Origin of the sequence: Aquirufa salirivi (assembly GCF_045310485.1) — a bacterium.
In the GTDB taxonomy this organism is placed as follows: Bacteria; Bacteroidota; Bacteroidia; order Cytophagales; family Spirosomataceae; genus Aquirufa; species Aquirufa salirivi.
Genome location: NZ_JBEWZH010000003.1, coordinates 288,539 through 308,701, shown reverse-complemented (window position 1 = coordinate 308,701; position 20,163 = coordinate 288,539). Strand labels below are relative to the sequence as shown.

Annotated in this window: 13 protein-coding genes; 3 read left to right on the top strand and 10 right to left on the bottom strand. The window is 38.1% G+C overall.

Features of this window, described 5'->3' with window-relative positions; all coding sequences use genetic code 11:
- From U0R11_RS05755 to U0R11_RS05725, 7 genes are all read right to left on the bottom strand, one after another.
- A complete protein-coding gene (locus tag U0R11_RS05755) occupies nt 1-1,371 on the bottom strand; it encodes a Gfo/Idh/MocA family protein (RefSeq protein ID WP_406750463.1) in 1,371 nt (456 codons plus the stop codon).
- Nucleotides 1,368-2,774 carry a glycoside hydrolase family 30 protein gene (locus U0R11_RS05750; protein WP_406750461.1) on the bottom strand — a complete coding sequence of 469 codons (1,407 nt, stop codon included), beginning with the start codon at nt 2,772-2,774 and terminating at the stop codon, nt 1,368-1,370. Before U0R11_RS05750 ends, U0R11_RS05755 begins: the two co-directional genes overlap by 4 nt.
- A gap of 130 nt (nt 2,775-2,904) precedes the next feature.
- Nucleotides 2,905-4,770, bottom strand: coding sequence for a proton-conducting transporter transmembrane domain-containing protein (locus tag U0R11_RS05745; RefSeq protein ID WP_406750460.1), 1,866 nt, complete (start codon nt 4,768-4,770; stop codon nt 2,905-2,907).
- A 4-nt stretch (nt 4,771-4,774) separates the two neighbouring features.
- Entirely contained in the window at nt 4,775-7,279 is a 2,505-nt protein-coding gene (locus U0R11_RS05740; protein WP_406750459.1) for a YbcC family protein, read from the bottom strand.
- A 91-nt stretch (nt 7,280-7,370) separates the two neighbouring features.
- Complete coding sequence (locus U0R11_RS05735) at nt 7,371-8,969, bottom strand: SulP family inorganic anion transporter (RefSeq protein WP_406750457.1); 1,599 nt, start codon at nt 8,967-8,969, stop codon at nt 7,371-7,373.
- Between the two features lie 142 nt (nt 8,970-9,111).
- On the bottom strand, nt 9,112-9,477 hold the full coding sequence (locus U0R11_RS05730) for a hypothetical protein (RefSeq protein WP_406750456.1): 366 nt from the start codon (nt 9,475-9,477) through the stop codon (nt 9,112-9,114).
- Nucleotides 9,478-9,505: 28 nt separating this feature from the next.
- The gene (locus U0R11_RS05725) at nt 9,506-12,895 is read right to left on the bottom strand and encodes a HEAT repeat domain-containing protein (RefSeq protein ID WP_406750454.1); all 3,390 of its coding nucleotides are present in this window, start codon (nt 12,893-12,895) and stop codon (nt 9,506-9,508) included.
- Between the two features lie 186 nt (nt 12,896-13,081).
- On the opposite strand from U0R11_RS05725, the gene U0R11_RS05720 reads away from it, so the two are divergent.
- Genes U0R11_RS05720 through U0R11_RS05710 form a run of 3 tightly spaced genes read left to right on the top strand, consistent with a single transcriptional unit; the run spans nt 13,082 to nt 17,603 of the window.
- Nucleotides 13,082-15,268, top strand: coding sequence for a penicillin acylase family protein (locus U0R11_RS05720; RefSeq protein WP_406750453.1), 2,187 nt, complete (start codon nt 13,082-13,084; stop codon nt 15,266-15,268).
- A 54-nt stretch (nt 15,269-15,322) separates the two neighbouring features.
- Complete coding sequence (locus U0R11_RS05715) at nt 15,323-16,546, top strand: PAS domain-containing sensor histidine kinase (RefSeq protein WP_406750451.1); 1,224 nt, start codon at nt 15,323-15,325, stop codon at nt 16,544-16,546.
- Entirely contained in the window at nt 16,536-17,603 is a 1,068-nt protein-coding gene (locus U0R11_RS05710) for a response regulator (RefSeq protein ID WP_406750449.1), read from the top strand. Before U0R11_RS05715 ends, U0R11_RS05710 begins: the two co-directional genes overlap by 11 nt.
- Here U0R11_RS05710 and U0R11_RS05705 read toward each other — a convergent pair.
- From U0R11_RS05705 to ccoG, 3 genes are read right to left on the bottom strand one after another with little or no spacing between them, the layout of a single operon-like run.
- Nucleotides 17,587-18,282, bottom strand: coding sequence for a sulfite exporter TauE/SafE family protein (locus U0R11_RS05705; RefSeq protein ID WP_406750447.1), 696 nt, complete (start codon nt 18,280-18,282; stop codon nt 17,587-17,589). The genes U0R11_RS05710 and U0R11_RS05705 overlap by 17 nt on opposite strands.
- Nucleotides 18,282-18,737, bottom strand: a complete 456-nt coding sequence (locus tag U0R11_RS05700) for a FixH family protein (protein WP_406750445.1) — start codon at nt 18,735-18,737, stop codon at nt 18,282-18,284. Before U0R11_RS05700 ends, U0R11_RS05705 begins: the two co-directional genes overlap by 1 nt.
- Nucleotides 18,730-20,133: a cytochrome c oxidase accessory protein CcoG gene (ccoG, locus tag U0R11_RS05695; RefSeq protein ID WP_406750443.1), complete on the bottom strand. Its 1,404-nt coding sequence runs from the start codon at nt 20,131-20,133 to the stop codon at nt 18,730-18,732. The genes U0R11_RS05700 and ccoG overlap by 8 nt, the downstream gene beginning before the upstream one ends.
- Nucleotides 20,134-20,163: the final 30 nt, after the last annotated feature.

Below are 20,163 nucleotides of genomic sequence, written 5' to 3'. Positions count from 1 at the left end.
TTATGATTTTAACATGTTTCTATTCCACGGTCCACGATAAGGTCTTGCTAATAAAGCAGTAGCCTGTGGATCATTGACAATGATTTTGGCACTAGGATCATAGATTAATGGTCTACCTCCTAATTCCATGGAAACATTGGCTAATAGGCAACTAGCTGTAGAAATATGCCCCTCACTGATGTCGGCTATTGGTTTGGATTTTTTATCTATGGCAGCTAGGAAATCCAACATGTGTAAACGAGTTGCTGGTGCTGCATTTAATTCAATACGCTCTTCAGTCAGATCTTCTGGATATTTTTCTTTCTCATATACGACATCCATGTGTAGACTTTTTTGCTTTGAATCTGTAGGAGTGAAATCATATTTCATGGTACTGGCACGTAAGGTGCCTTTTTCTCCGTAAATGGTTAATCCCCATGGATATTCGGGATCATTTGGTGTACCCCAGGAACGATGCTGCCATACGCAGTTTAAACCATCGTATTCAAATACTGCCGACTGAGTATCTGAAATATTGGATTTTCCTTCTTTTTGAACATAAATACCTCCTTGAGAACTGATGCGTTTTGGCCAGCCTAAATCCAACATCCAACGAGCCGTATCAAACATGTGGATACACATGTCGCCCATGATTCCATTTCCATATTCCTTGAATGTTCTCCACCAACGGATATGTGGACTGCCATCGTATGGTCTCATAGGTGCAGGACCTGTCCACATCTCATAATCAAAATAGTCTGGGACTGCCTGAACAGGTGGATTTCCGTTATTTCTCATGTGATAATAACAGTACATTTCCACGTGTGCAACTTTTCCTAAAAGGCCTTTATCAATGATTTCTTTTTTGGCATGAATGAGGTGCGGCGTACTTTTTCTTTGCGTACCCACTTGCACGACTTTACCATATTTTCGGGCAGCAGCTACCATGGCCTCTCCTTCTAACACATCCACCGAAATAGGTTTTTGCACATAAACATTAGCTCCTGCTTTTACCGCATCAATCATTTGTAAGGGATGCCAGTGATCAGGACTGCCAATTAATACAATATCCAATTCATTTTCTTTCAAAAGCTGACGATAATCGCCATACAAGCGAGGCACTTTACCCGATTTTTGTCGTTCACTGACTAATTTACCAGCTTGGTTTAATTGGTTTTTATCGACATCACAAAGGGCAATCACCTCGACGGGTACTACTTGGATGAGTCGGAATAGATCACTTTTTCCATACCATCCCGTTCCAATTAAGGCTACACGCAATGGTTTGTCTGGATGTATCAAATCAAGGCCATAAGCACCGAATTGAGACAGGGCTAAACTGGCAGTGGCACCTTTTAAAAAATGTCTTCGATTAATGTTGAATGTTTTCATAGCTTGAATAAAAAAGTTGAAACAGATGAGCCTGGAATGTCCAGTTCAATGGTTTTATTTAGATATTGAATAGGTAATTTTTGTTTTTCAAGACCTTCATTTTGAACTAATAAACAAATTTGTTTATCGGGTCTGAGAAAGGCTACCATGGGTAAATGGGCTATTGAGTTTAATTTAATACGTTTAGAATCCGCTGGAATAAAGGAGGAAGCTTGAGCAATGATGTAATAAGCGACATTTCGTTGTATTCCTTGGCTCAGGGTAATGGCTCCCAAGCATTCGGTGCAGCCACCCGGACTATGAGGACCTAGGTTTTGATCATTCGCTAGATTCCATTCCAAAGCCGTTTTAGCACCTTGATTCATGGAACCTATGATGACGTTTTTTACATGCCACATAAAATCTCCATAAAAATCGCCCTTCACCCCTGTCCATTGTTCCGTGAAATAGAGATTTTTATCTGGATGCTTTGTCCTTACTTGTGCTAATGCGCTTATGTTTCCTTGATATAAATGAAAAGCTGAACCATCAACGAACTTTCTCGCTTCTGGATCATTTAATATAGTAATGGGGTATTCAGGTTTATCACAATTATGGTCGTAGCAAATGATTTTTGTTGAAATTCGGTTTTTTCGAAACTGCGGACCTAAATAATCACGTATAAAAACCAATTGTTCCTCCGCTGACATGGATAAACTGGGGTTATTACCCGGATGCAAAGGTTCATTTTGTGGAGTTATGGCATGTATCTTAATCCCCAATTTCTTCATTTCTTGGATATAACGAATGAAATATCGGGCATATACTTCATAATACTTGGGTACTAATTTCCCTCCTTTGGTTTCTTGATTATCTTTCATCCAAGTAGGTGGACTCCAAGGAGTTGCAAATAATTTAATCCGAGGATTAATCCCCAAAATTTCTTTTACAAGTGGAATTAGCGCTTTTTTGTCTTCATGTAAGCTAAAGCTTTGAAGTTTAAGATCTTCATTTTCCTTTGGTATATCGTTATACGAAAATACTTTTTCATCCATATCGGATGCCCCTATGCTTATTCTCAATACCGAAATCCCTAATTGATTGGGCTTATTCCCAAACAGTTCTTGTAAAAGAGCTTGTTTTGTTCGAGCATCCAAGGCTTGAATTAAATAGGCACTCCCACCAGTTAGGGTATATCCAAATCCATCAATGGTTTGGTCTAAAGCTGTAGAGTTAATGAAGATGCTGTTGGATAGAAGCCTACTTTTTCCACTGCTCCAGGCAAGATTGGGCATTTTTTGAAACATCTGCTTGTTCTTTGGATAGGAAATCCAGTTTTCAATGGATTGTCCAAATATGCCCAAAGGAACCAACAGCATAAAAAGCATCCAAATCGACTTTGGATTAGCTTTTACTTCATTCATAAACTAGGTATTAGATTGCAAGCTTAAAGATATTCATATTTTGAAATTGTTCAATTCTATCTTACTATTTTTCAATAAAAAAAGCGAACCTGGGTGGGGTTCGCTTTAAACATGAACGGTCTTGGTTTTATTAAAAATAGCGGTTGGAGAATTCCGTATGCGTTTTGGAATTTGGACCCATGAAAATACGGGCGTAAATGCGCATAATGGAAAGGCCATCTAATATAAAGCTTAAAGAAACTACCGCTGCTAATGCAAATTGATCCTCATGAATATGGGAGAAAATGACATCTTCCCCAATAAATGTAGGTGTGATAGGAAATCCTGTCAAACCTAAACAAGCCAACAGAAAGACCAAGGCAATTTTTGGATGCTCTGCAGAAAGGCCATGGAAGCGGTTCAACTGTATTTTGCCTTCTAAATGAAATAGTCGCATGATACTTGCATACCCTATTAGTCCAGCCACAAGAATACCACTTAAATAAATCCATGTTTCTTTAAGTTCGTAATTTTCATTGAAAGAGATGGCTAAAGCAATGGTCATGTGGTTGATGATAACCAAAATCCAGCTTAAACGTAGACTTCTTCTTTGTGTAAATGATTTCAAAACAAAAATTAATCCGATAGATCCAAGAATAAGAGGCATGTAAAGCGTCCAGTCATTGTTAAAGTAGTTTCCCTCTTTCATGATGAAAATACCTACTAATATTGGAACAAAAATTCCAATTAACCTTTTGACAGTCAAGAAATTAAGTTTGTTTCCTGCCCATTTCATGGGATTCCAAAGATATTGATACATGATGGAGTCTAAGTTCCATTCCTTCAAACAAAGTAAATACAACGTATTTTGGATTTTATCAGGGAAGGAATCTTCTATAGTCTTATCTTTTGGTTCGAAATGATAAAACTGCTCACGAATTAAATAGCTCACCACCGAGGGAGATACGAGCAATTGGTAGGTTCTTAAAAAGGCATTTCCTGCAAAATGAAACAAAGCTAATTTTTCGAGTCCCATTGATATTTCAATGAAAATCAGGCCAATTTGTGCGATGGATGAATAAGCAATTTGGCTTTTCACGGAAGATTGCACTCGAGCTATTCCAGTGGTAATTATCGCTGTAATCAATCCCATGGCTGCAATGAGGATACGAATGGAAATTTGGTGCTCCCAAAATGGAAATGTTCTCAACATTAAAAATACACCAATATGCACCGACAAAGACCCATAAAAAATTGCACTTGAAGGTGTTGGACCTTCCATAGCTCTAGGAAGCCAGGAAGAAAAGGGCAATTGGGCTGATTTTGCACTGGCTGAAAGGAGTATCATTAAAGATATAAATACACCAATGAAGCTATGTGTTTGTAAGTGTTCATGTACTAATTCTGCATTATTTAATTGAGAAAAAGTAATGTTTTGATGCCATAAATGATGGCTGGCCCACATCGCTAAAATAATACCTACATCCCCTATTCGATAGATCGAAAACACTTTTACTGCATTTTTAACTGGCAAATACCGTTCACGATAAAAGGAGATTAATAAAAAGGATGAAATCCCAAGCATCTCCCAGCCTATGAATAGCGTTTCCATATTTCCTGCCAAAATGGTGATACTATATCCCAGATAGAAGAAAAGTGTCGTATTGAAAAAGCGCTTATATCCTGGTTCTCGATGTAAATAATAGCGTGAATACAGAGTAACCAAAAAGGTTAACAGAGCTCCCACCAAAAGGTACACACTGGTGATATAATCAAATAAAAAATCAAGTTGGAAGACATAATCACTGTTTTTAAACAGGATCCAACTGTTCATTTGCCAATCTGGAGCACCCAAGCTAATCCAGTATACAACAAACAATAAAGCTAAGAGCAATTGAACCCCCAGGGTACCAAATGCCGTAAACGATATTTTCCTTTCATCGTTTTTTGCCAAGACTAAGCTTATCAAAAAACCTACCAGAGGAATTAAAATAAATATGGGAAGGTAATTTTGCATGGTATTAGTCTTGTTGGATTAAATACACGGGAAAATTCTCTTGATTGCTTTCTAAAAGGCTTTCAATTTCACAGACATGTTCCAATGGCTTATTGATTGGATTGTATGGATAGAATTCCCCTTTTTCAAATAGTTGAACCTCTCGGGTTTCTGGATGAACAGACACCAAGATCACCCAATTGTTCATGAACCATTCATAGGTTTCAGGGGATTTTTGAATGGTTTTTAGCACAACTTCAGGGAAGTGTTCCACCACAAGTAGTAAACGTATTGGATCATGGACCTCCGTCATTTGAGATGGTAAACCTGGACGCAAATCGCCATCGATACCATTGGCTACTCCGAAAAGTCCCATCACATTATGCGGTAATTTGGTTCCCGCACCTAATTTTTCACTATCTACTCGGGAGAAGTAATATTCCAAATTGATACCTCCACATACTGGAGCAGCCGCTTTTAGGATGTTCAATAAATATTCACCCGCTGGATCTACCCGATAATCAAAAGAGTTCAAGAAAGACCTTCTATCCAAGAAAATACCTTTAGAAAGCTCTCGACGGCCTACTAAACATAAGGCATTGGTAGCATGGTTTAATTCTGGACGAGGCTCAAAAAGAGATACCGAACGTAAGCGGATTTTTTCATGAATTTCCTTTGGACTCAGCTCGGTATTGATGGATTCAAAACGCCTAGAGCGCTCTTTGGCATTTAAATCTAATGCACGTTCAAATACCTGAACATGTTGAGCATGTAGCGTCAAATAATGGTTGTCCTTGATTTCATCCGTATAAAAAACTACCTCATCTCGGGTTGTATCATGTAAAGCCCCAACAAAGGTGGTAGAATCTGGGATTTCAATGCCTCTTTCTCTTAAAATGGCCCTAACCTCAGATTTATTGGCCATTTTGCTCACGACACGGGCATTGACAGAACCCGCTCTACCTGAACAGGCCCCACAGTCATAAGCCGCATAGTGAGGATTATTGACCGAACTGGCTCCGTGACCTACCACATAAACAATCGGTGCAAAATCTTTGACTAAGCCTATGCTTTTTAGCATGCCTTCTACCCGATTGGCCATTTCATCAATTTTAAAGCCAATTTGCAAGCCATTTTCTTGTTGGATCAAGGCATCGTAATCAACCTGTAGTTGAGAAAACTTATCCATATGACGCAAAGATGAAGCCGTAGCCGGGCTCATACTGGGTTTGAATATATTGCCAAATAATTTGAGAGCAGACCAAAACCCTAAGGTTTGGGAAATAATCCAACCCGTATAAAAATTGTGGCTATGTTTGGAGAAATAGAGGTCTTTTTCCCTTTTCTTCTCATCTCCTATTTCTTTAATTAAGAACTTGGGCGTTACAGGTGCAGGACAAAGCTTGGAATAAAACTTACCTCCTATGGGTTGATAAAAGAATTCCACACTGAAGAAACCTGGAGTTCCATAGGTATCACATTGAGGATCAACGGATTCTAAATATCTTCTAAAAGAACATTCCCGATCATCGATACAAAATAATCCTTGAAAGCTTTTAGGACCACCCCATGTAGGATTTCTAGAACTTTGTTGAATACCTGCTAAAACTTGATCGTAATAGGTCCACTCAAAGGCTTCTTGGAAAATAGATAGAATTTCCATGACCTCAGAATAGGCTATTGGATCCAATATAGAAGGAAGAGGCATTTCTAGTGTATTTCCCAAACCAGTCCATCCGTCGGAAAGTAGGTAATCAATGGTATCTATTTCCAACAAGCATTCCAGCATGATTAAATCATGCAGACTGATTTGCCTACGATCCAACAGGGTTTGTGGTAAATCCTCGACGGTAGAGACCATACCAGACCATCCCTGATGGGCAAATTGCTGGTCAAAAAGGTATTGTTCATACAGATGAGGATGTGAACCTACCAGGATACTTATTACATCTTCTAGAGTAGTATGTTCATCGAGCAACAGATTTTTGGCTCTTTTGCCTTTGAACAAACTAATCCAGCTCTTTTTTTCGAGCTCTTTGATAGCTTCTAAAAAGCTTTTATTCTCAATAGGAAAATGCCAAATGGAAATTCCTTGATCTAAATAACTGGATATTAAACGGAATAAATTAGGATGCACCATCGAATCCAAATCAATGTTGTACACCTTTTTCCATTGACCACGTAGCGCCCCAATTCTAGGATTGGGAACGTTTTCTAAATCTTGGTGTATTAATTTGTATTTCCACTCAGCGGTTTTTTTCGCGCCTTTTTTCTTTTCAATGACATGATTTAACATAGCGTCATTGATACGATTAGCATGGTATAGCTCTCTAAACTGATCTATACTTAGGTAAACTTGATACCCCAGACTTGTTTGTGCTTTCCTAAGTGCCTCGTGAAATGGTAAATGTTGAAAAGCATGCAAGGTATTATGATGTACAAAATCCATTAATGGAGCCTGTGCGGGTAAATAATGTTTCAGTTCATGCAGAACATGCTCTACATGGAACCCTTTATGTGTTGTAGTCATCTTCCTTAATTTTTTATTCCCATGATAAATTTTTTTATCATGGGAACGTATGAAAAATGTTGACCTGATGAGATTTGACTCTCAAAATGATTTAAGAAACGATCTGCTTCTTTTTTCTAGCTGCCAATTTGTGTTTTGAAAGTAAAATATGCTCGTCAAAGCCAATGATGGTAAAAGTACCCCCAGCGGCATGGTAATCAGCCTCAAAATGGTGCAAATTCTCCATCACGGAGTGATCTACCAAGTGGGTATTACTAAAATCCATTGTGACATGCATACCTTGAGGAATCGCGTCCAATTTCGCTTTTAATCCCATATAATTCGTAAATACCGCCGCCTTATTAACTTCAACTAAATATTGATCATCATGAAAAGAAACCGTCACATTGGATTTAAAGAAGCTGGATATTGGAGCCCCATTTACGATATGAATCAGTATTTTAACTAACATTCCTGCTGCTATACCAATTAATAAATCTTCATACAAGGTAAAGAAAATGGTAACAAGAAAGATGGCTAATTGACCTTTACCAATCTGGAATATATGGATGAATTCCTTTGGATGGGCTAATTTGATACCTACAGATACCAACATGGCTGCTAATGCGGCATTGGGTATCAGTTCAATAACAGGTGCTGCAAATACCACAAACACTAAAATAAAGAAACCGTGGAAGAAGTTAGCCCAGCGTGTTTTAGCTCCGTTGTTGACATTCGCCGAACTACGTGCCACTTCAGAAATCATGGGTAAACCACCCAATATTCCAGCCAAGGTATTTCCAATACCTACGGCAATTAAATCTTTATTTGGATTGGATTTGCGCTTGTATGGATCTTGCATGTCTATGGCTTTAACGGTCAGTAATGACTCCAATGATCCAACTAAGGCAAACATGACTACATATTTGATAAATACCATTTTATGGGCCAATCCCGCAAAGTCAACATTGACATGGATATTATCGATTAAGCTTCCAATTTTCACTAAGGCAGATGCAGGTTCTGTGTGCTTGAAATCTAAAAATATCTCCGCAGGAATGGCAATGCACAAAACGATTAAGGCTGCAGGAATTTTACGCAAAAAATTTACTGGAATCTTTTGCCAAGTCATCATGATGATAAAACTTAGCATTCCTACAATGGCTCCATTCCGATCTAAATTCATCACAAATTGAGGAATCGAAGCCGCTAATTCAAAGGGACTTTTCCCTTTCGCTAATATGGGGTTTACATTCAACAAAACAGGTATTTGCTTGAATATAATGATTAATCCAATAGCAGCTAACATACCATGAACGGCTGATAAAGGGAAGAAATCAACTAATTTTCCGAGTTTGAAAACTCCAAAAAGTATCTGAACAATACCGGCGGCGACTATAGCCCCTAGGGCATAATGCCAGCCCTGTTCTCCCCCTCCAAAATCAGCTACGGCTCCTACAATAATGACAATAAGTCCAGCTGCTGGCCCCTTGATAGTTAATTGTGAACCTGAAAATAAACTGACAATAATACCACCAATAATGGCAGTTAATAATCCCATCAAAGGCGGGAATTCGGAAGCTTTGGCAATACCTAAGCTCAAGGGCAAGGCTAATAAAAATACAATAAAACCAGAAACAGCATCGGCACTAAAATTCTCTTTTAAACCAGCTATTCCATCTTTTGGGATTTGAGACGTTACATTTTTCATTTTCATTTTTTCATGTGCGCGTTCATTCCTCTTTTGCAGCAAAATTGAGAGCAATTTTTAAAGAAAAATCAACGAGCAGTGGTAAAATTTGGATAGAATCCAATGAGGCGAATTGAATAAAGGATAATCTTTGGGATTAGTCCTACAGCCTGATATTCCTGAAAAGTATGAAAAATGGTGTGGAAGAATAGCTATTAGCCATCAAAGATGGAATAGCTTCAGATCTTAATGCCCCTGCATAGGGATTATTGAATGAAAAATGGCTAGGTAAATCATAAAGGGAGAAATAAAAATGATGGCTTTCTACTTCATCATCCTCCTCGGTATTATCTCGGTCTTCTTCAATTAAAAGGTTAAAAAAACTAAGCTCTTTTTGCTCCGTTTTTTTAACCTTACTATTGTTTTCAATGGTACTTTCTTGGGTTAGTCCAATCACCTGCTTCATCGAGGCCGTGACCAAGAAAAAGAAGATACTGATGAACAATAAGAAAGGACGATTGAATTTCATATAGACCTATAACGTCACAAATGTATAGTTAATTTCTTAAAGATGATAAAAATTCTACGACATCTCTAATTTCCCTCTTCGACATCAAGCTAGCCATAGCTGGCATACTGGAAGGAAAATTCTCTCTTGACTTAATCCGAGATATAGCAATTTTCAAAGGTTCAGCATCAGAAGTTTTTAGCTGAATCATGCTTTCTGTTTCAGAAATAACGGTTCCACTTACTTCCTGGCCATCGGTTAATTTCAAACTAATGGTGCCATAACCTGGGGCAATTCGTGCGCTTGGCTCGATTAAAGCTTGTAAAATTTGCTCTCTGCTTAAGCGAGAACCAATTCCTTTTAAGGATGGTCCCACTATCCCTCCTTCTCCTCCTACATTATGGCAACGAACACATTGAACCGTTTGGTTTCTATTGAAAATGAAATTTCCAGCTTGAATGCTTCCTCCAAACAAAGCATCCTTAAATTCATCGGTCAAAGTTCCTTTGGTTTTTAAGGCATCTAATTTGGCGATCAATTTTTGCGAATTGCTTGCTTCTACCGCTTCCACTAAATCCAATCGGATATCATTGGATAATTTATTTCCTATCATTCGTTGGATTAAATCAGCCAAAACATCGTCCGTTTTGTCTACAGGCATTTTACCGATACTTTGCAATAATTGTTGCTGTTCAATCACACTACCTTTTTCCATGATGAGATTCACCACGCTGGGTAATTGTGTTTTCGACAAATCCACTTTATCCAAAAAACCTAAAGAGGCCCCACGAACACTTCTATCTACATCATTCATTCCTTTTTGGATAATCAAGGATAAATTGGCATCCTTTAAAGCCACCAATGAACTCAAATGTGCCGCTCTCACCTTGGCATTAGCATGGTTTAAGAATATCTGGGTTTGCTCACTCTTAAAATCAGTGATTTTTAATTCAGATAATAATTTGGCTGTGGCTACTAAAACTTCTGGATTATTACTTCTTAAAAAGTTGGCAATCTTAGGATAAATTCGACCCACCACATCAGCTGGATTTCTTTGTAATACACCTCTATGTCGACCATCCACGCGATCTAATACAGAGGGATTTGCCCATGAACCTAATGTAGCAATGGCTTCTGCACGAATGACATCAGAAATGTCATTTCGTTCACTGAACTGAATCAAAGCATCGATTTCTTTGCTCGTTCCAACACGTAAAGAAGCGTTGATGGCACGACGAAGCAAAGGCTCTCCTTTCCACGATTTATTGTTTAATGCGGCTGCTAATGCTGGTAAAGCTGCCGGAATAGACTCATCGTCATTAATCGCTCTAGCGGCTTCCGTAGCAATGTATTCATCGGAATCTTGTAAAAATAGAGCTAATGTTGGACTTGATAAACGGCGTAAAACCAGCACAGCAGCTGTTTTCAAAGCTTTATTGGAAGAATTAGTCAATGCAACAATAGGCTCTTCTTTTCCGATTCTTGCTAAAGCTAAAACGGCTGCATGGCGGATATAATGATCTTCGTCGTTATTTTTTTCAATAAGTTTCAATAAGGCAGGAATAGCATTTTCTGATTTTATTCTACCCAAGGCCTGACAAGCAAAGAAACTAATACGAGGATTTTTGGAATCAATTAATTGAATCAAACGAGCCTCATGATCTTTATTGAATATATCGCCCAACACTTTTGCCGCTTGAGCTACGATCTCCTCATCTTGATCTTGCAATTGTTCACCAATCATGGTGCCTACTTTAACATCCGTAGCCCCAAGCTGTCCCATTCCCCAAATTGCATGAATACGAGCCAATTGATTGTCTTTTTGTTGAATGGCTTTTTGAAATAAAGCCACAGATGCATTCCCTCTTTTAGCCAACTCAAATTGGGCTTTCATGCGAACGCGTAAATCAGTGTAAAATAGTAAATCATAAAAGCTATTGGCGTTTTGTTTCTCATAATCCAGTTGAATCAAACGTTTCGTTTCAGCTCTTTCTTGTTCTAAATCATTGTTTTTAGCATCTACATCAATCTTCCAAACTCGGCCATAATGTTTTACATCCCAACCATTTACCCAGTCAGCAGCATATAATGCTCCATCTGGACCAAAGCGCATGCCCGTAGGTAAAATTCCACTCACCACATCTTCTTCCGATTTGAAATCAAAGCTGGCACCTTTAGGTTTTAAGTCAAAGGACCAAATGTGCGAAGCATTGGGATTACCCACAAACTCCACTAAAAAGAATTTATTAGTCCATTTCTTTCCTAAAGCAGTTCCAGGGTTGAACAACATACCTGTAGGACCGTTATGGTAGTTTCTGATGGGAGGTATAATGTAGGCAGCTTGCCCTTTCCAACGAGGCACATACAATTTTTCGTCCATCCATACTTTGTACAAATTATTACCTGGGTCTGTATATTTTCCGTATTGCCAATTGGATCTCCAACCCGCATCAGAACCTTCTACAATATGGACTAAACGCTCACTTTCGCCCGGATGATCCCCATCATTGTCTGAGCTTATCAAATTTCCAAATGGGTCAAAAACAAATTCGTGCGTGTTGCGTAATCCAGAAGCAAAAACCTCAAAATTACTTCCATCTGGATTAGAACGAACGATTACCCCAGAATTAGGATATTTATATTGTTTTCCATCCAATGCCGTAATATTGGCTCCAATGTCTCCAATTTGCCAATAAATCTTGCCATCTGGACCTTCAATTACCCCCGACATACCATGTCCACCAAAACCAATGTGAACCGCATAGCCCGTTGAAATGGATACTGGCTCCGTTAAAAGACCGTTTTTCTTCGTGTTTTTTAAACGCCATAAATCAGGGCCAACGGCGATAAAAGCATCTTTTTTACGTACCAAAATACCTCCAGCTACGTCCGTAAATTCCTCGTGAAACCCGTTGTAAACGCGAGTGGCTTGGTCGGCTAAACCATCTCCATTTTTATCTTCAATTTTCCAGATTTCTTCTTTTTCAACCTTTAGGTCATTGACATCATGAATTCCATCTTGATTCAAATCAGGTAACCATTCATTTTTAGCTGAATTTTCTGGAGCAAAAGTTTTATGTAAAAAGGCCTTTCTGTCAGCTACTGACTGAAATCCAATAGATTCTGTCATCCAATCACGATGCCCACGAATATCGAACTCCGAATACTTTCCACGGTTTGTACGGGTAATGTACACAGCACCCTGATCGTCCATGTCCATAGCTACCGGATCTGGAGCCAATGAATCTGAAGCAAAACGAGTAATTTGTAATCCAGAGGCAATTTTAATGGGTAATTTCTCTTTGGCCAATTTAGCCTTTTCAGCTAAATTATCTTGATCTTCCAATATCACTCGATAGGTATCTTTTTCTAAGGAATGACTACAAGAATAGGAAATTGCGGAAACAAGCCCTAGAGCGTAAAGAAATTTATATTTCATCGTAAAATTGGTTTTTCAAAAGCAAATTCTTCAATCAGAACTACAAACATAAAAAGACAATACCATATAATTTATACCCAGCTAACTATAAATAATGGAATCTCAACGTGGAATTATTAATCCACCCAGCATTTATGAGCCTGCTAATGAAAAAAATGTATTTTTGCTATCATCTACATCAACACTATGAAATCTCGCTTCCTCCTACCCTCTCTTTGTCTCGTATTCACCTTATTCCTGCTACATCCCTCTTTTGCCAATAGCCCTATTCAAATTAAAGCGTGGAAAGCCCAATCCAAACGGGTAAACATCATTCGAGATGAATATGGAGTTCCACACATTTATGGAAAATCAGATGCGGATGCGGTATTTGGTTTATTATATGCCCAATGTGAGGATGATTTTATGCGTGTAGAAATGAATTACATCGAAAAGCTAGGACGGAAAGCAGAGGTCTTTGGTCCAACTGAATTAGCCAATGATTTATATCTCCGTTTAATTATCAGTCAAGAAGAAGCCAAGCAAGAATATAAAACGAGCCCCCTTTGGCTTAAGAAATTGTTACATGCCTATGCTGACGGAATTAATTATTATTTGTACAAACATCCAGATATTAAACCTGCTTTATTAACGAATTTTGAACCTTGGTATCCCCTATTATGGACAGATGGGAGCATTGGCGCCATCTCCACCGGAAGCGTTAATCAATCCGAAGTAGCTAAATTTTATGGTCTATTGGGAAATAAGTTAAGTTATATCAGAAAGAATCCTTTGGATCCTGAAGCTGATTTAACAGGTTCCAATGGATTTGCTGTTGGCCCAACAAAATCAAAATCAGGCAATTCGCTTTTTTACATCAATCCTCATGTGACCTTTTATTTTAGACCAGAAGTACATGTGAACAGTGAAGAAGGACTGAATGTGTATGGTGCAGTTACTTGGGGCCAAATCTTTGTTTATCAAGGATTTAATCCATACGGAGGATGGATGCATACTTCCAGTCAAGTCGATGTAGCTGATAATTACGCCGAAACGATTCGCGATGGCCAAAAAGGAAAAGAATACTTATTGGATGGCAAATGGCTTCCAATCAAAGAACAATACATCACCTTACGTGCAAAAGGGCAAGCACCACAAATTATTCATGTTTATTCCAATCACCGTGGACCCATTATGGCTGAAAGAGACGGCAAATGGATTTCTGTGAAATCCTATAATCGCTCCATCAAAAGTTTAATTCAAAGTTGGGCTAGAACCAAAACCAGAAGTTTTGAGGAATTTCAAAAGGTTATGGACATGCGGGCAAATACGTCTAATAATACGGTCTATGCTGGTCAACATGGTCGAATAGCTTATTGGCATGGGAATTTTGTTCCTAGGCGACAGCCCGAAATAGATTGGTCACTGGTTCAAGACGGGACTAAATCATCTTTGGACTGGAAAGGCTTACATCCTTTGAAAGATATTGTCCAATCCATAGATCCTGCCAGCGCCTGGATACAAAATTGTAATTCTACGCCATTTACCGTTTCAGGTTTGTCGAGTCCTAAAAGAGCTCAATTTCCTGTCTATATGGCTCCAGATGCAGAAAATTTCCGTGATAAAAATGCGTTTCGCTTATTTTCTGAATCGGGTAAATTGGATTTGGACGATTTAATTCGAATCGGATATGACCGAAAATTAATTGCTTTTGAATACTTAATTCCTGCTTTGGTGAAAGCTGGAGAGAAAAGAAATGCAGGAGGGAATGCTTCTTTTAGATTAGCCATTGATACCTTGAAAAAATGGGATTATCAGGCCAGATTAAGTTCTGTGGCTCAAACCTTAGCGATTCAATGGGGCCAAAAAATGCTCATGAAAATTCCTAGAAAGCACCTGTTTGGTGGTGAAATAGACCTCATTCAGAGTGTTGAAGCCTATCTTGCTTCTGGTAAAGAGGAAGAAATGTGTCAGGTCTTGGAGGTTGTTTTGCAAGATTTGGACAAAAATTGGGGAACATGGCAAGTGGCTTGGGGAGAGTTAAATCGTTTACAACGTATTGGAAATCAATCAGAATTTTCTTTTGACGATGCACAAGCTAGCTTTTCAGTACCATTTGCTTCTTCTACCTGGGGCATGTTACCATCTTACAATAGCAAAGCTTTTCCGAATACTAAAAAATGGTATGGTGTCAATGGGAATAGTTTCATTTGTGCGGTGGAATTTGGTCCAAAAATTAAAGCTAAATCCCTTCTTGCAGGTGGACAAAGTGGGGATATACGTTCACCACATTTTTTTGATCAAGCAAAGAACTATGCCGAAGGAAAATTCAAAGAGGTTCATTTTTATGTAGAGGATGTTTTAAAGCATCAGAAATCAGCTTATCATCCCTAAATTCATTGTTTAAGCAGTCAATTTTTGTAAATTAGAAGGATTAATACAGTTGATATGTCGCTACCTTTAGTTTCCAGATTTCAATACGAAGCCATTTTTAATGAGGCGGCGATTGGCATCTTGGTGACGGATTCCTTGAGTAATGTCATCATGACAAACAATTTTGCGGATCGACTATTTGGTTATGAAACCAATGAATTAAAAGGTAAAAATATAGATATTTTGATTCCCAATCATTTGCGTTCAAGGCACCATGGACACCAAGCAAAATACGCTGAACATCCACAAGATCGCCCTATGGGGGTAGGTTTAGATTTAAAGGCCAAAAGAAAGGATGAATCTTTATTTCCTGTGGAAATCAGTTTGAGCCATTTTAAAGAGAATGACCAAATGTTTTACATTGCTTTCATCAGTGACGTCACCTTGAAACGCAAAGTGGAAATGGAATTGATTTTGAAAAATCAGGAAATTAATCAATTGAATGAAACCCTAGAAGAAGAGGTAAAGGCAAGGACTCAAGCTTTGCAGAATACATTAGAGAAGTTAGAAGCCAATACCCAAGAATTGGAAAATGCCTTACAAAAGGAGAAGGAATTGGGGGATTTGAAAACTCGTTTTGTATCCATGGCTTCTCATGAATTTAGGACTCCCCTCACCTCTATTTTAAGTTCAGCTACCTTATTGGAAAAGTACCAAAAAGCAGAGGAACAAGAAAAAAGAGAGCAGCATATTCGAAGGATAAAGGCTTCCGTGAATCATTTGACCATGATTTTAGAGGAATTTTTATCCGTTGGCAAACTAGAATCAGGACATGTAGAGATTCATGCTTCCACCATCGAATTAGAGCCTTTATTTTTAGAAATTAAGGCGGATTTAATTCCATATAAGAAAGTCAATCAAAAAATCATATTGGATTTTAATGCTTCTGAAACCTGGGTCAGTGATGAATCTGTTTTGAGAAAAATATTATTGAATGCCTTGTCTAATGCGCTCAAGTTTTCGAATGAGAGCGTCGATTTAATAGTGAAGGAAGAAAACAATAGGTTAAAAATTACCATAAGTGATAAAGGTATAGGAATCAGCGATGATGATAAAAAACATTTATTTGAACGATTTTTCCGAGGCAGTAATGCCACCGTCATTCCAGGGACAGGTTTAGGATTACATTTGATTGACCGATATTTAGAACTGATAAATGGTCAGCTGAAATTAGAATCGACTTTGAGCCAAGGAACCACGCTTACCATAGAAATACCGAGATTAAACCATGATGAATAAAATATTACTTATAGAAGACAGTGACGATATTCGTGAAAACACGGCTGAGTTGTTGGAATTATCTGGTTACGTTGTAGAAACAGCAGCAGATGGCATAGAAGGTGTTCGTATGGCTCAGCAAAACCTACCGGATTTAGTGATTTGTGATATTATGATGCCCCATTTAGATGGTTTTGGTGTCTTGCAAGTGTTTTCAAAACATGAGCAACTATCCCAAGTACCATTTATTTTCTTAACGGCCAAGACGGATCGGTCTGATATGCGTAAGGGAATGGAAATGGGTGCGGATGATTTTTTAACTAAGCCATTCCAAGAGGTAGAATTATTGCGTTCCATTGAAACTCGTTTAAAAAAGAAATCGCTTCAGCGAACCGAAGGTCAGGTGGATGTGGAATTAGAATCTGAAGTTTCTTTGGCTCAAAAAGCACTCGATTTTCTTGATTTTAAGCACTTTGACGGAGAAAAAAGAACACATCATTTGCAGAAGAAGCAAAGCATTTATTCTGAGGGGGATAGCCCTTCTCGCTTGTATTTCTTAGAAAAAGGAAAAATTAAAACCTTTCATACCAACCGTGAAGGCAAATATTTTATCACGTCTTTCATCAAAGAGGGCGAGTTTTTTGGTTATGTGGATATTTTAGAAAATCAGATATATCGTGAAACAGCCGAAGCCTTAGAAGAGTCAGTTGTATTAAGTATTTCTTCCAATGAGTTTAAAGATTTACTCAAACAAAATATTCATTTAGAAATCTATTTTAGAAAAGCCTTAACCACCTACCTCATGAAAAATGAGAAGATATTGGTTTCCATGGCCTATCAATCTTTACGTTTACGTGTGTCAATGGCCTTGGTCGAATTAGCTAAAACTTATGGAAATGATATCAATGGGCCAGTAGTTATCCGACTTTCACGAGAGGATTTAGCGTCACGAGTTGGAACAGCTACCGAAACAGTTATTAGAACTTTAAGTGATTTTAAAAAAGAAGGTTTATTGGAAATTAGAGGTAGTGAAATGACCCTCTTGGATGTCAATAAACTGGCTAATTTGCGCTATTAGAACTAAAGGGGTGACAAATGATGGGACTGAGCGAAGAGTTTTTCAAATAATTGGAATGGCTCATTCCTATACCCCAAGCACCACGGAATAAGAGTAAAAATGCAACGCCCCAACTTATATATTTGACATAGTACATCAAGTTCCCTTGTTTTTTCTCCAACCACCGAAAACCCAATATAGCTGTTGTGATCGCTGGTAAGGTACTTAGTCCAAAAATAAACATGGTCCAGGCTCCCAGCATAGGACTGGGTTGAATCAAGGCCAAACTTAAACCACCAATCACCAATCCACAGGGCAATAATCCATTGCCCATACCCAAGAAGAAATGGCCTAACACGCCCATTCCCCTCCCCGATTTTTGTAAGGGTTTTCCAAACCAACGATATAAAAAATCAAAGGTACTATCTTTCAATTTTCCTGTGGATAAGAAAAGTAAGACGATGCCAGCAAATAAGTAGTAAAAATGCCACCACGTAGGAAAAATCCAGATGGAGCCCATGCTGGCAACGATTAATCCGAGGATGGAATAGGTTAAAATACGGCCAACTTGATAAATGACGGTACTGATATTAGCTTGCTGGTTCTTTTGCCTCACATGAAGCATAATGGGACCACACATGGCTACACAATGCCAACTGCCGGCTAATCCTATTAAAAAGCTGAGATACCAGGTTTGCATTATGGAACTAAAATACGCTGATCATTCAAATAGGTTTTATCGGCTATCATCCATTCTATATTAACTTTCCAAGGACCTTTTGACAAGAATTCACCTGAAATGCTCCATGTGCTATCACTTGGATTTTTTAGCGTAAATGACTTGTCTAGAGCCGCTGAAGAGGGACGAAAGAAATTGACTTTGACATCATGCGAACCTTTTGGAATACTCAATTTGACTTCCTTACTCTTAGAATTAAACTGAAGCTCAACCTTTTCTGCCAGCAAAGCAGTTTCTTTTCTTTGATCTATTTTCTTTTGAAATTTCTGCCCATCCTCATAATAATGGTCACCCACTAGTTCGATGGTTTCATGTGTCATGTTGACATAAAAATAGGCCATAAATGCGCCAAAAAGTATAAATACTCCAATGATGGCATGACCCCAATTCAACGATTTTTTTACTGTATTACTCATCAGGCTGTATAAATCTAGTTTTGATTGTTTCTATTTCTCCTTCTTTATTAAGGATATGAATTTCTATTTTGTCCTTACTTTTCCATGCACCAATGGGAGCTTTAATGAAAAATTCGGACTTAACCATTTTTCCTGGTTCAATACCCTGTGGCGGTGTACCTACCCATTGAATACGCATGGGAGCTTCAATTTGGAACTGCAAATTTTGTAAATCCAGTGATTTGTTCAAAATCTCAATGGAATACAAATTACTCACTTCCTTATTTTTCTCGTCCAATTGGAAAGTCATTCCTGGGGTCCTTAATAAGGTGGTTTCCCAAGGACTCCTAGTTAACAAAAGAAAGGCAATAGCACCGATTAACAATAATAAAACGCCACTATAAGCCCCAATTCTTACATTGAACTTTAATTTCTTTTGTTCATTGATACCATTCACGGAATCATATCGAATCAGGTTTTTAGGCTTATTGACTTTTTCCATCACCTCATCACATGCATCAATACAGGAGGTGCATCCGATACATTCCAATTGATTACTTCCATTTCGTATATCAATACCTGTAGGACAAACTCGTACACACCAGTGACAATCGATGCAATCTCCCTGCTGACTTTGATCTATGCCTTTTTGAATTTTTCCTCTTGGCTCTCCACGTTTGTGATCATAAGATACAAGAATGGAATTATTGTCTAATAATACTCCTTGAAGTCGACCATAAGGACAAACAACGATGCATACCAATTCCCTAAATCTGGCGAAAACAAAGTAAAATGTACCCGTGAATAATAGAATTGCAAATAAGCCAGTCAAGTGATCCAAAGGAGGTTCAGTTACTAATTTGATCCATTCCTTTTTACCCATGATGTACATCAAAAAAGTATTGGAAATGGCAAAAGACAAAACAATGAACAAACTATGTTTACTTACTCGTTTGATTATTTTTTGGCTATCCCAAGGTGCGGCATCTAATCTTTTCTGTGCTTTATCATCTCCATCAATCCAATACTCAATCTTACGGAAAAGCATTTCCATAAAGATGGTTTGTGGACATGCCCATCCACACCATACCCGACCAAAAAGTACGGTAAACAAGCTGATGAAAATTAAGGAGGCCACTAATCCCAAGGCTACTAAGTGGAAATCTTGGGGAAAAAATGGAACTCCAAAAAAGATGAATTTTCTTTCAATTACATTGAACAAGAAAACAGGCTCACCTTTTCTTTCTATCCAAGGAAGGCCAAAAAGTAATAACATTAATAGGTAAGAAAAATAGGTTCTTAGGCGATATAAACGACCTATAATTCTACCCGGGTAAATCCAAATACGTTTACCGTCTTTTGTTTGATTGTATAGATGATTCCGATAATCATCATTTTCTAAACTGATATTTGACATAAAAAAGAAGGTCCGTTTCCGGACCTTTTT

Excerpts from the sequence above, each read along its gene's own strand:
- U0R11_RS05710 (WP_406750449.1), top strand. The coding sequence starts at position 16,536 with ATGATGAATAAAATATTACTTATAGAAGACAGTGACGATATTCGTGAA.
- U0R11_RS05715 (WP_406750451.1), top strand. The coding sequence starts at position 15,323 with ATGTCGCTACCTTTAGTTTCCAGATTTCAATACGAAGCCATTTTTAAT.
- U0R11_RS05705 (WP_406750447.1), bottom strand. The coding sequence starts at position 18,282 with ATGCAAACCTGGTATCTCAGCTTTTTAATAGGATTAGCCGGCAGTTGG.
- U0R11_RS05725 (WP_406750454.1), bottom strand. The coding sequence starts at position 12,895 with ATGAAATATAAATTTCTTTACGCTCTAGGGCTTGTTTCCGCAATTTCC.
- U0R11_RS05720 (WP_406750453.1), top strand. The coding sequence starts at position 13,082 with ATGAAATCTCGCTTCCTCCTACCCTCTCTTTGTCTCGTATTCACCTTA.
- U0R11_RS05700 (WP_406750445.1), bottom strand. The coding sequence starts at position 18,737 with ATGAGTAATACAGTAAAAAAATCGTTGAATTGGGGTCATGCCATCATT.
- U0R11_RS05735 (WP_406750457.1), bottom strand. The coding sequence starts at position 8,969 with ATGAAAAATGTAACGTCTCAAATCCCAAAAGATGGAATAGCTGGTTTA.
- U0R11_RS05755 (WP_406750463.1), bottom strand. The coding sequence starts at position 1,371 with ATGAAAACATTCAACATTAATCGAAGACATTTTTTAAAAGGTGCCACT.
- U0R11_RS05750 (WP_406750461.1), bottom strand. The coding sequence starts at position 2,774 with ATGAATGAAGTAAAAGCTAATCCAAAGTCGATTTGGATGCTTTTTATG.
- ccoG (WP_406750443.1), bottom strand. The coding sequence starts at position 20,133 with ATGTCAAATATCAGTTTAGAAAATGATGATTATCGGAATCATCTATAC.
- U0R11_RS05730 (WP_406750456.1), bottom strand. The coding sequence starts at position 9,477 with ATGAAATTCAATCGTCCTTTCTTATTGTTCATCAGTATCTTCTTTTTC.
- U0R11_RS05745 (WP_406750460.1), bottom strand. The coding sequence starts at position 4,770 with ATGCAAAATTACCTTCCCATATTTATTTTAATTCCTCTGGTAGGTTTT.
- U0R11_RS05740 (WP_406750459.1), bottom strand. The coding sequence starts at position 7,279 with ATGACTACAACACATAAAGGGTTCCATGTAGAGCATGTTCTGCATGAA.